Below are 12,310 nucleotides of genomic sequence, written 5' to 3'. Positions count from 1 at the left end.
GTCCTCACCCCGTTGTGACCACGCCGCCATCGACGACCATACATTGCCCGGTCATGGCGCGGCTGGCCGTTGATGCCAGAAACAGCGTCGGCGCGATCATGTCGTCCGGGCTCAGATGTTCCTTCAGGCATTGGCGATCCATATGCGCGGCCAGATCCTCGGGCGTGGCCCACATGTCCAGTTGTTTCTGCGTCAGCACCCAGCCGGGCGCCAGCGCGTTGACGCGGATGTTCTTCGGCCCCAGCTCGCGCGCGAGCGAGCGGGTCATGCCGGTGATTCCGGCGTTGGCCGTCGTATAGATCGGATAGCCCGCATTGCCCATCATGTAGCTGATCGAACTGAAGTTGATGATCGACCCGCCGGTTTCAGCCATCTGGCGTGCGGCCTGCTGGCAGGCAAAGTAATAGGCTTTGAGGTTGACCTCGATCATCCAGTCCCAGAACTCGGTCGTGGTTTCCTCGAGGCTGTGGCGCTTGTCATTGGCGGCATTGTTGACCAGTACGTTCAGCGGACCGTGGGCCTCGGCGGCCTTGGTCATGGTTTCGTGCAGCAGCGCAGTGTCGGTCATGTCGCCCTGCAGGAACAAAGGCGCGCGGCCGTGTTTGGCGCGCATCTCTTCGACGAACGCGCTGGCGTCCGACCGGCCGATAAAGGCGACCTTGGCGCCCTGGGCCAGGAACCCGTCGGTCAGGGCCGCGCCCACGCCCGACCCGCCGCCGGTGATGAAAACGGATGCGCCGTTCAGGTCATGGAAGGTGGCTGGGTGGGTCATCAATGGCTCTCTCTGGTCACAAGGCGGGTGTCCTTGCCCACCAGGAAATCAAGGTCAGCGCCGCGGTCGGCCTGAAGGACATGGTCGATATACAGCTTGGCATAGCCGCGGGTGTAATGCGGGTCGTCGGGCCGCCAGGCCGCGCGGCGGGCAGCCAGCTCCTGTTCGTCGACCAGCAGTTCCAGCGCGCCCTTGCTGGCGGACACGCGGATGCGATCGCCGGTTTTCACCAGCGCCAGGGGGCCGCCCGCCTGCGCCTCGGGGCTGACATGCAGGATTACTGTGCCGAAGGCGGTGCCCGACATGCGTGCGTCGGAAATGCGGATCATGTCACGCACGCCCTGTTTCACCAGCTTGGCGGGGATCGGCATGTTGCCGACCTCGGGCATGCCCGGATAGCCCTTTGGCCCGCAGCCCTTGAGCACCAGGATGGTCTCGGGCGTCACCGGAAGGTCGTCGCGGTCGATATTGGCTTTCAGGTCCTCGATGCTGTCGAAGACATAGGCCTCACCTTCCGTTTCCAGCAGGCTGTCGGTGGCGGCCGAGGGTTTCACGATCGCCCCGTTCGGCGCCAGGTTGCCGCGCAGAACGCGCAGCCCGGCGGCCGGTTTCACCGGGTCGTCGAAGGAATGGATCACGTCGCGGTCAAAGCATTCCGCGCCCTCATAGTGGGCCGAGATGTCCTTGTTCAGAACGGTTCTGGCCGGGCGCAGATGCGATTTCAGCTCGGACAGGACCACCGGCATCCCGCCGGCATAGCAGAAATCCTCCATCAGGTACTTGCCCGAGGGCATGCAGTTGACCAGCAGCGGAATGTCCGAGCCGATCTCGAAATCCTGCAGGGTCAGGTCCACGCCCACCCGGCCGGCCAGTGCCAACAGGTGCACCACGGCGTTGGTGGACCCGCCCACCGCGGCATTGGCCAGGATGGCGTTCTCAAACGCCGCTTTGGTCAGGATGTCCGAGGGTTTGAGGTCCTCGTCCACCATCTCAACGATGCGCTTGCCGGTCATGTGCGCCAGCGCCATCCGGCGGGCATCGACGGCGGGCAGGGCGGCGTTGGTGGGTAGGCTCATGCCCATCGCCTCGACCAGCGATGCCATGGTCGAGGCCGTGCCCATAGTCATGCACACGCCCTTGGACCGGCTCATGCCGGATTCTGCGTTCATGAAATCCTGCAAGGTCATCTCGCCGGCGCGCACGGCTTCCGAGAACTTCCAGACATCGGTGCCCGAGCCGATATCCTTGCCGCGATACTTGCCGTTCAGCATCGGCCCCGAGCTGACCACGATGGTGGGCAGATCGACCGAGGCCGCGCCCATCAGCTGGCCCGGCGTGGTCTTGTCGCAGCCACCCAGCAGCACCACGCCGTCGATGCCATAGGCGCGGATCGATTCCTCGACATCCATGGCCAGCAGGTTGCGGAACAGCATGGCGGTGGGCTTCATCTGGGTTTCGCCCAGCGACATCACCGGGAATTCGACGGGAAAGCCGCCGGCCTCCCACACGCCGCGCTTGACGCCTTCGGCGAGGTCGCGCAGGCCCGAGTTGCACGGCGTCAGTTCCGACCATGTGTTGCAGATGCCAATGATCGGGCGTCCGTCGAAAGCATGATCGGGAAAGCCCTGATTCTTCATCCACGACCGATGGATGAACCCGTCCTTATCGAGCTTGCCGTACCAGTGCTGTGAGCGGCGTTTCTTCATGTCTGTGTTTCTTTTTCGTATTGGGTCGTGGTTTTCTTGTGTGTTTGCTGGATGATCAGGCCGCGCGGGCCGGGCGGCACCAATCTGGCAGCCAGTCGGCATGGGCGGTCAGCAGGTCACTGACCAGGCTGCGGATCTGGCGCAGGTCCAGTTCGGCGGCGGTGTGCGGGTCCATCATGGCGGCGTGGTAGATGTGTTCGGGGTTTTCCTCGACCAAGGCGCGCACGGTCAGTTCCTGCACATTGATCTGGCTGCGCATCAGGGCGACCAGCTGCGGCGGGATGTCGGTCACGACCGAGGGTTGCACTCCGTTGCTGTCGACCAGGCAGGGCGTTTCGACCGCCGCGCCCAGAGGCAGCTGCGGGATCTGCCCGGTATTGGGCAGGTTGCCATAGGCGACGTACGGCGTGTCGGTGACGATGGCGTTCATCAGGTCGGCGGCGAATTCGTGGCTGCGGATCACTTCGATGTCGCGCCCGTCGGTCAGGGTCTTGGCCTGTTCCTTCCAGTTCGCGACCTGCTCTTCGCAGCGGGTGGGATATTCGTCCAGCGGGATCTGGAACTGGTCGATCAGGTCCTGACGCCCGTCCTTGATGAACCACGGGACATATTCGGCCAGGTGTTCCGAGCTTTCGGTGCAGAAATAGCCAAGGTGATCCATCACCTCGTATCGCACCTTGTTGGGGCAGCGCGGCATCAGCAGCGGCGCCTTGGGCAGCTGGCCCGCGTGATAGCCCCGGCGCAGCGCCGGATACAGGTCGCGGCCCTGATGGTCCAGCCGCAGGAAAAACGCCACATGGTTCACGCCCGCAACGCGATAGCGGATTTCATCCTTGGGCAGGTCCAGGTCATGGGCCAGTTCCTCGACCGTGTTCTGGACCGAGTGGCACAGACCCACATGTTTCAGTGCCGGGAACCGTTCGGCCAGCGCCCAGGTGTTGATGGCCATCGGGTTGACGTATTGCAGCAGCGTGGCATCCGGGCACAGCTGCGCCATGTCGCGGGCCACATCCCACAGGACGGGCACGGTGCGCAGGCCGCGCATGATGCCGCCCACGCCCAGCGTGTCGGCGATGGTCTGGCGCAGGCCATATTGCTTGGGGATCTCGAAATCGGTGACGGTGCAGGGTTTGTAGCCGCCGATCTGGAAGGCGGTGATGACGAAATCGGCCCCGTCCAGCGCCGCGCGGCGGTCGGTATGGGTGGACACGGTCGCGCCGGTCCCGACCGAGCGGATCATGGCGCGGGCGACGGTTTCGCTTTCGGCCAGACGCTCGGGGTCAATGTCCATCAGGGCAAAATGGCTGTCGGCCAGTGACGGGGTCAGCAGGGCATCGCCCACGATATTTTGCATGAAAATCGTGGAACCTGCACCGATGAAGGTGATCTTGGTCATGACTGTAAACCTTGACTAGGCGTTATTTTACGGCACCGAGGGTCAGACCCGCGATGAAGTGTTTCTGCATCAGAAAGAACATGGCCACCGGCGGCAGGGCCGCGACGATCGAGCCGGCACTCATCAAGTGATAGGCGGCGCGGAACTGCGCGTTGAAGCTGGTGATGCCGGCGGTGACGGGTTGGCTCTCGGCCCCCTGGGTCAGCACGACGGCCCAGAAATAGTCATTCCAGATGAAGGTGAAGATCAGCACGCTGAGCGCGGCGATTGCGGGCTTCATCAGCGGCAGGACCACGTACCAGAAGATGCGCCATTCGCTGATGCCCTCGACCCGGGCGGCCTCGATCAACTCAAAGGGCAGGGCGCGGATGAAGTTGCGCATGAACAGGGTGCAGAACCCCGTCTGGAACGCAATGTGGAACAGCACCAGCCCGGTTTTCGTGTTGTAGAGCCCCAAGTCCAGCGTCAGGTCCCGCACCGGCACCATCAGGATCTGGAAGGGTACGAAGTTGCCCGCCACGAACATGAAGAAAATCCACAGGTTCGACTTGAACTTGTAAATCCCCAGCGCGAACCCGGTCATGCAGCTGAGCGCCACCGCGCCGATCACCGTGGGAACCGTGATCAGGAACGAGTTCAGCAGATAGCGCGGCATGTCCGAGTTGAAGAAGACCTGGCCATAGTTCCTGGCGCCTTCAAAGCTGGAGGGCAGGCCCCAGTAGTTGGCGTTGGTGAAATCCGCCTCGGGCTTGATGGAAAACAGGGCCACCGCCAGCAGAGGGCCGAGCCACAGCAGAAGGGCGACCGGCAGCATTGCCTGATAGGAAATCTGCGCCGCGCGGGGTTGTTTTTCGATCGGTTTGGGAAACATCTCAGTGCCCCTTTTCTTCGCGGTACATCGACCACAGGAAGTAGGCGATGAAGCACAGCATGATCAGGAACAGGATCACGGCGATGGCCGCGCCATAGCCCATGCGGAACCCGTACTCCGACAAGGCGACTTCGAACATGTAATAGGCCAGCACGCGGCTTGACCCGAACGGCCCGCCCTGCGTCATGATCGAGATCAGGTCGAACGAGCGCAGCGCGCCGATAATGGTCACCACGAAGGCGATGAAGGTCGCCGGGCGCAGTTGCGGCAGGATGATATGCCACAGCATCCGCCCGCCCTTGGCGCCGTCCAGCCGGCCGGCCTCGATCTGTTCGGGGTCCACGGCGTTCAGGCCGGTCAGATACAGGATCATGCAATAGGCGGTCTGCGGCCAGAGGCCCGCGAAAATGATGCCGTAGGTTACGAAGCGTTCATCACCCAGTACGTTCAGCGGACCCAACCCGACCAAGCCCAAAAGCTCGTTCAGCAGTCCGAAAGTGGGGTCGTAGAACCAGGTGAAGACCAGCCCGACTACGACCTGGCTGATGACGAAGGGAAAGAAGAACAGGGATTTGTACAACCGGATTCCCCAGACCGTCTGGTTGAGGAACAGCGCGATGAACAGACCAGCCGGGATCGCCAGCAGGTACATGATCAGCCAGATCAGGTTGTTCTTCAGCGAGACATAGAAGGCGTCACGATCGACCCATTCCCAATACAGGTCTTCATAGTTGCGCATTCCGACATATTCGGCCGCGCCCAGCCCGTCCCATTCGTAGAGCGACAGGTTGAAGGACTGGAATACGGGGATGATCACGTAGACCATGAAGAACAGCACGCCCGGAGCCAGAAACAGCCAGGGTGCGATACGTTGCTGATTTCTGTGGAACCAGCTTTCGTGTTCGGTGACGTCGACAGCGGTCATGGTCAATCCCGGTTTGGAATGGGCAGGACGGGATCGTGCCCGTCCTGCGTTTGGCTACGGCGTGGCCGGGGTTGCCCCGGCCACAACCCGATCAGTTGTCATAGATGCGCTGACGTGCGCGTTCCAGCTTGGCCAGGATGCTGTCCAGGTTGTCCGGCTTGACCATGAACTCCTGGAAGCCTTCCATCGACACTTTGGCCATTTCCGCCGGTGCGTCGCGATCCCAGAACTGGGCGACGCCGCCGGGGCTGTTGGTCGACAGCATCTTGAAGCCTTCCTGCAGGAACTTGTCGTCATCCACCGAGGATTTGGCGTTGACGGGCAGTTGTCCGAGGTTCTTGCCGTTGTTGATTTCGGTCTGCTCGTCAGCCGAAACGACAAAACGCAGGAACTCGCGCGCGGCTTCTTTGTTCGACGCGTTCGCCGGGATGTGGAACGTGTCGGTCGGCGCATCTTCGGCCAGCTCGACATCGGGGTTGATCGCGACGAACTGGTAGAAGTCCAGCTGGTCGTCGGTCAGACCGGCCTCGCGCAGCGGAGCCACCGCGAAGTTGCCCATCAGATAGGCCGCTGCATCACCCTGAACCATGAAGGGCAGGGCCTCTTGCCAGCTGTAGGTCTGGTGGTTGTCGATGAACGCGCCCATGTCGATCAGCTGCTTCCAGTTGGCGAAGGTCTGCTTGACCCGGTCGTCTTCCCAGCTGACTTCGCCATTGGCCAGTTGCTGATGAAAGTCGAAGCCGTTGGTGCGCATGTTCAGGTAGTCGAACCAGCCGCCAGCCGTCCACAGGAACTTGGTGCCGATGGTATAGCAGGCGCGACCCGAGTCGACGATCTTCTGGCAGTTGGCCAGCTCTTCTTCCCAGGTGGTCGGCTCGGACAGGCCCAGCTCGTCAAAGATGTCTTTGCGGTAGTAGACGCCCCACTGATAGTAGGTGTAGGGCACGCCCCACTGCTTGCCGTCGATGGTCATCGCACCCTTGGTCGAGGCAAGGTTTTCGGCGATTTCCGGCTCGGCCCACAGGTCCGATACATCTTCGAACAGTCCGGCTTCGACATAAGGCTTCATGCGGTTGGCCGCGTACCAGGTCGCGACGTCGGGCGTATCCGCCGTCAGGAAGTTGCGGATCTGGGTCTTGTACGCCTCGCGGTCGATGACCGTGGTCTCGATCTCCAAACCCGGGTGCTGAGCCGCGAACCGCTCGATCATCGCTTCCATCGTCGCACGCGGCGCCGGATTCGATGTGTCGAGGAAGATTCGCAGCTCGCCGGTCAGTTCTGCCGAAACGGGCGCTGCAAGTGCCACACTGGCCGCCAGAGCCGCCGCAGTGCGCTTGAACATGGAATGCATGGTTTCCTCCCTTAGCTTCCATTCAGTGGTTCCAAATAGTGAAACCAAGTTTTATATATTGAAAACTACACATCGAATCGGCTAGGCTTGTCAATACCCTCGCGGCCCGTCCGCAAGGGGAAGTGGAGGAGAAATCAGACCCGTGGCAGGTGACGGAACCATCGGCAAAGCATGTGACGTGCTGGAACAGGTCGCGGCGTTCGGCCGGCCTGTGCGGTTTGCCGAATTGCTGGAAAGCAGCAGCTTTCCCAAGGCGTCCCTGTACCGGTTTCTGCAGTCGCTGACCAATCAGGGCATGTTGTCTTACGACCCAGACCGGCAGACCTATTCGCCCGGCCTGCGGCTGGTGCGGCTGGCGCATTCGGCCTGGACGCAAAGCTCGCTCGCGCCGATCGCGCGGCCGATCCTGGATGCGCTCAGCCTGGAAACCGGCGAGACGGTGCACCTCGCGCAGCTGGATTCGAGCCAAGTTCTGTATGTGGACAAGCGCAATGCCAAGAACCCGGTCGAAATGTATTCCGAGGCCGGAAAAGTTGGCCCGGCTTATTGCACCGGTGTGGGAAAGGCGATGCTCGCCTTTCTGGATGATGACCGGCTGGACAAGGCGATCTCGCAGCAAAGCTTTCACCGCTTTACCGACAAGACGCTGACCTCGGAGGAGGTGCTGCGGGCGGATTTGGCCCGGATCCGCGAACGGGGGTTCGCCATGGATGATGAAGAGCACGAGCCCGGCATCATCTGCGTGGCCTGTCCGATCCTGACATCGGGCGGGCGGGTGCTGGGGGCGATCTCGATTACCGGATCGACCCAGCGCATGGATTTCGACCAGTTGAAGAAATGGGTCCCTCGGGTTCGGCGATCGGCCGACCAGATCGGGGCCGAAGCCGAAGCATGGCGGTTCCCCGAGGGCCGCAAGGACAGGATGCAAGCATCATGACAGGCGTTACCCTGAAGGGCGCAATCAAGCGTTATGGCCAGACCCAGGTCATTCACGGCATTGATCTGGAAATCGAGGACGGCGAGTTCTGCGTTTTCGTCGGGCCGTCGGGCTGTGGCAAATCCACCCTGTTGCGGATGATCGCCGGGCTGGAGGAAACCACCGAGGGCGAAATCCGTATCGGTCAGCGCGATGTGACCCACATGGACCCGGCCAAGCGCGGTGTCGCGATGGTGTTCCAGACCTATGCCTTGTATCCGCACATGTCCGTGGCCGAGAACATGGGCTTTGGTCTGCGCATGAACGGTGTGCCCAAGGCCGAGATCGACAAGAAGGTGGCCGAAGCGTCGGAAATCCTGAAACTGGAGCAGTATCTCAAGCGCAAGCCCAAGGCCTTGTCGGGTGGTCAGCGTCAGCGGGTCGCCATCGGTCGGGCCATCGTGCGCGGCCCCGAGGTTTTTCTGTTCGACGAGCCGCTGTCAAACCTCGATGCCGAATTGCGCGTGGAAATGCGAGTCGAGATCGCCCGTCTGCACCAGGAGATCGGCGCGACGATGATCTACGTTACCCACGACCAGGTCGAAGCGATGACCATGGCCGACAAGATCGTCGTGCTGCGCGATGGCCGGATCGAGCAGGTCGGCGCTCCGATGGATCTGTATCGCGACCCCGACAACCGGTTCGTGGCGGGGTTCATCGGCTCGCCCGCAATGAACTTTTTGGAATGCGATGTCGTCGATGGAACGGTGCGCCACCCCGCTCTGACGGACTCGATCCCCGTCACCAATGGCGTGCCGACCGATGCCAAGAAGGTGATCCTGGGAATCCGTCCGGAACATATTGCCGTGGATCGATCCGGCGACACCTGTACTGTCGATCTGACCGAGGCGCTTGGCGGCGTCTCCTACAGTTATTTGCTGACTCCCAACGGCGACAAGCTGATCGTCGAAGAGCGGGACGACCAGCGCAGCAAAACGGGAGAACGGATCGGAATCTCGGTTCGGCCCGAACGGGCCATGCTGTTTGACCCGGAAAGCGGGATGCGGTTGCGCTGAACCGCTGTTCAATTGGAAAGTGTCAACGCGCCGGGCCATCTGCCTGGCGCGTTTTTCTTTTGTCAGACGAATCTGTTGGATTTTGGATACAAAAACCGATATTGCGGGGCTGAGACACGAAATTTGACCGCCCGGAGACAGACGCGGGCAACTTGGAAAGGATCGGCCACATGTCACCCGACGTCTTTACCGGCACCATGCCGGCGCTTATGACCCCTTGTACGCCCGACCGTCAGCCCGACTTTGACGCCTTGGTGCGAAAGGGTCGGCAGATGATCGAGGCGGGTATGTCCGCGGTCGTCTACTGCGGGTCGATGGGCGACTGGCCACTGCTGACCGACGAACAGCGGATGGAAGGGGTCGAGCGGTTGGTCGCCGCGGGCCTGCCCGTGGTGGTGGGCACCGGGGCGGTCAACACGCAATCCGCCGTGGCGCACGCAGCGCATGCGCAAAAGGTAGGTGCAGCGGGGCTGATGGTTATCCCCCGGGTTCTGTCGCGCGGCAGTTCGGTCATGGCGCAGCGCAACCATTTCAAGGCCATCCTGGCGGCGGCACCGGATATTTCGGCGGTCATCTACAACAGTCCGCATTACGGGTTTGCCACCCGCGCCGACCTTTTCTTTGCGCTGCGGGCCGAGCACTCCAATCTGGTGGGCTTCAAGGAATTCGGTGGCAAGGACGATCTGCGATACGCGGCTGAGAGCATTACCAGCCGCGATGATCAGGTGACGCTGATGGTGGGGGTCGATACGGCGGTTTATCATGGCATCGTCAATTGCGACGCAACCGGCGCAATCACCGGCATCGGCAACGTACTGCCCAAAGAGGTTCTGCTGCTTACCGCTTTGTCGAAAAAAGCGGCTTCTGGCAGCGCCGAGGCTCGCCAGCGCGCGCAGGAGTTGACAGAGGCCATCCACGTGCTGTCCAGTTTCGATGAAGGCCCCGATCTGGTTCTGTACTACAAGCACCTTCTGGTGCTGAACGGCGAGGATGAATACCGCTTGCACTTCAACGAAACTGACGCGCTGACCGATGCGCAGCGCCACTATTGCGAACAGCAGTACGGCTTGTTCCGCGCCTGGTTTGCAGACTGGTCAAGGCAAGGCGGGGTGATTGCCGCGTGCATGTGATCGACAGCCATACCGGCGGAGAGCCCACGCGCGTGATTCTGGACGGCGCGCCCGATCTGGGCAGCGGTCCTCTGTCCGAACGCGCAGGGCTTTTGGCGACCCAGCACCGCCGGTTCTGGCGCTCGGTCATGCTTGAGCCGCGCGGTCAGCCAGCGATGGTGGGGGCGCTGCTGGTGCCTTCGGTCGATCCGTCCTGCGTGACCGGGGTGATCTATTTCGACGTGGATGCGGTGCTTGGCATGTGCGGGCATGGCACGATCGGGTTGACTGTGACGCTGGCCCATCTGGGGCGGATCGGTGTCGGCACCCACCGGATCGAAACGCCGGCCGGGGTGGTCACGGTGAAGCTGCACGATCCCAACACAGTGACAGTAACCAACATCGAAAGCCGGCAGGTGCATCAGGCCGTGACGATCGAGGTTCCGGATTTCGGGCCGGTTACAGGTGATGTGGCCTATGGCGGCAATTGGTTCTTTATCGTCGATCCCAGCCCGGTGCCGGTCGAGCCCGCGAACATCCGGCAACTGACCGATCTGGGCGTCGCCATTCGGCAGGCCTCGGTCGCGCAGGGCGTGGGCGGCGAAGCGGGCGAGCCGATCGATCATGTGATTTTTCAGGAGACTGCGCCGGCCTCCGGCGTCCACAGCCGAAACTTCGTTCTGTGCCCCGATGACGCCTATGACCGCTCGCCCTGCGGCACGGGCAGTTCGGCGCGGTTGGCCTGTCTGGCGGCCGATGGGCGCTTGGCGCCGGGTGAAGAAATCGTGCAGGCTAGCGTCATCGGCAGCCCCTATCGGCTGTCCTATCAGCCGGGTCCGAACGGCGGGGTGATCCCCTCGATCACCGGTCAGGCTTTCGTGATGGCCGAAAGCCGCTTGATTTTTGATCCCGCCGATCCATTCCGTTCGGGTATAGAGATCACATGAAGAAAGATGTCATCGTCATAGGTGCCGGCGTCGTTGGTATCAGCGCAGCGCTGGAATTGCAGCGTCGGGGTTACACGGTTCAGATACTGGACCGCGAAGGCGTGGCCGCGGGCAGTTCGGCGGGAAATGCCGGGGCGTTCGCCTTCCCCGAGGTCGAACCTCTGGCCACGCCGGGGATCATGAAAAAGGCCCCGAAATGGCTGCTCGATCCGTTGGGGCCGCTGTCGATCCCGCCCGCCTATGCCCTGCAGATCGCGCCGTGGATGTGGCGGTTCTGGCGGGCCAGCCGCCCCAGCCGGTACCAGGCGCTGGTCGTCGCGCAGGCCAACCTGATGCGCCTGTGCCAGGCCGCGACCGAACGGCAGATCGCCGATACGGGTGGCGAGGCGATGATGCAGCGCGACGGGCAGTTGCAGTTGTACGAAAGCGCGGCCGAGTTCCGCGCCGCCTTGCCCACGTGGGAGTTGCGTCGCCGGCATGGCATCGCCTTCGATCTGCTGGAAAGCCCCGAAGCGATCGCCGAGATCCAGCCCGGGCTCAGCCCGCGTTTTACCCATGCCGGGTTCACGCCACACTGGTGGAATACCGTCGATCCCAAACGCTGGGTCGAGCATCTGGCACAGGTGTTTCGCGACCGTGGCGGGGTGATCGAAACGCGCCCCGTACGCGCGCTGGAGCTGTCGGACACGGGCGTCTGGGTGCGCTTCGACCAGGGTGCGGCGGATGCCAGCAAGGTGGTCGTGGCCGCGGGCGCGTGGTCGCACAACCTCACCCGAACGGTGGGCGATCTGATCCCGCTCGAAACCGAGCGGGGCTACAACACGACCCTGCCGCCGGGCGCGTTCGACCTGCGGCTGCACCTGGCGTTCTCGCGTCATGCCTTCGTGGCCAGCAAGATCAACGGTGGTGTGCGCATCGGTGGTGCGGTCGAACTGGGCGGGCTTGACCTGCCGCCCAATTTCAAACGCGCCGATACCTTGCTGAACAAGGCGCGCCAGTTCCTGCCGGGGTTGAAGACCGAAGGCGGGACGCAGTGGATGGGGTTCCGCCCCTCGCTGCCCGACAGCATTCCGGTGATCGGGCGGTCTTCGAAATCGCCGAACCTCGTCTATGCTTTCGGGCACGGCCATCTGGGCCTGACCCAGTCGGCCGGCACCGCCGAACTGGTGGGCGCACTGGTCGACGGCACCGATCCGGCCATCCCGGTCGACCCCTTCGCCGCCACCCGGTTCTGAGCGGGG

General features: G+C 62.6%; 11 protein-coding genes. 5 read left to right on the top strand and 6 right to left on the bottom strand.

The annotated features are described in order from the left end of the window. Positions 1–4 precede the first annotated feature (4 nt). The 6 genes from ACR0CU_RS13430 to ACR0CU_RS13405 form a co-directional block, all read right to left on the bottom strand. Positions 5–772, bottom strand: a complete 768-nt coding sequence (locus tag ACR0CU_RS13430; protein WP_170448269.1) for an SDR family NAD(P)-dependent oxidoreductase — start codon at positions 770–772, stop codon at positions 5–7. Next, a complete protein-coding gene (locus ACR0CU_RS13425; protein WP_170448267.1) occupies positions 772–2,478 on the bottom strand; it encodes an IlvD/Edd family dehydratase in 1,707 nt (568 codons plus the stop codon). Before ACR0CU_RS13425 ends, ACR0CU_RS13430 begins: the two co-directional genes overlap by 1 nt. Positions 2,479–2,533: 55 nt before the next feature. Next, complete coding sequence (gene melA / locus ACR0CU_RS13420) at positions 2,534–3,874, bottom strand: alpha-glucosidase/alpha-galactosidase (RefSeq protein WP_170448265.1); 1,341 nt, start codon at positions 3,872–3,874, stop codon at positions 2,534–2,536. 22 nt (positions 3,875–3,896) lie between these two features. Beyond that, entirely contained in the window at positions 3,897–4,745 is an 849-nt protein-coding gene (locus ACR0CU_RS13415) for a carbohydrate ABC transporter permease (RefSeq protein ID WP_093963150.1), read from the bottom strand. Between the two features lies 1 nt (position 4,746). Then, positions 4,747–5,670: a carbohydrate ABC transporter permease gene (locus ACR0CU_RS13410; protein WP_093963149.1), complete on the bottom strand. Its 924-nt coding sequence runs from the start codon at positions 5,668–5,670 to the stop codon at positions 4,747–4,749. Between the two features lie 91 nt (positions 5,671–5,761). Continuing rightward, positions 5,762–7,021 (bottom strand): ABC transporter substrate-binding protein, encoded by a 1,260-nt coding sequence (locus ACR0CU_RS13405; protein ID WP_093963148.1) that lies wholly within the window; start codon positions 7,019–7,021, stop codon positions 5,762–5,764. Positions 7,022–7,163: 142 nt separating this feature from the next. Between ACR0CU_RS13405 and ACR0CU_RS13400 the strand changes: the two genes are divergently transcribed. The 5 genes from ACR0CU_RS13400 (at position 7,164) to ACR0CU_RS13380 (ending at position 12,304) form a co-directional block, all read left to right on the top strand. Next, positions 7,164–7,958 carry an IclR family transcriptional regulator gene (locus tag ACR0CU_RS13400; RefSeq protein ID WP_170369408.1) on the top strand — a complete coding sequence of 265 codons (795 nt, stop codon included), beginning with the start codon at positions 7,164–7,166 and terminating at the stop codon, positions 7,956–7,958. Next, positions 7,955–9,013: an ABC transporter ATP-binding protein gene (locus tag ACR0CU_RS13395; protein WP_170448263.1), complete on the top strand. Its 1,059-nt coding sequence runs from the start codon at positions 7,955–7,957 to the stop codon at positions 9,011–9,013. The genes ACR0CU_RS13400 and ACR0CU_RS13395 overlap by 4 nt, the downstream gene beginning before the upstream one ends. Positions 9,014–9,183: 170 nt before the next feature. Further along, positions 9,184–10,143, top strand: a complete 960-nt coding sequence (locus tag ACR0CU_RS13390; protein WP_170448261.1) for a dihydrodipicolinate synthase family protein — start codon at positions 9,184–9,186, stop codon at positions 10,141–10,143. Continuing rightward, positions 10,134–11,069 carry a 4-hydroxyproline epimerase gene (locus ACR0CU_RS13385; protein ID WP_170371986.1) on the top strand — a complete coding sequence of 312 codons (936 nt, stop codon included), beginning with the start codon at positions 10,134–10,136 and terminating at the stop codon, positions 11,067–11,069. The genes ACR0CU_RS13390 and ACR0CU_RS13385 overlap by 10 nt, the downstream gene beginning before the upstream one ends. Continuing rightward, positions 11,066–12,304: an NAD(P)/FAD-dependent oxidoreductase gene (locus ACR0CU_RS13380; protein ID WP_170448259.1), complete on the top strand. Its 1,239-nt coding sequence runs from the start codon at positions 11,066–11,068 to the stop codon at positions 12,302–12,304. The genes ACR0CU_RS13385 and ACR0CU_RS13380 overlap by 4 nt, the downstream gene beginning before the upstream one ends. The last annotated feature ends 6 nt before the right edge of the window (positions 12,305–12,310 follow it).

The organism is Ruegeria sp. BC2 (genome assembly GCF_056539245.1).
The sequence above is the reverse complement of the archived record's forward strand: the minus strand, read 5'-3'. Positions and strand labels throughout refer to the sequence as shown.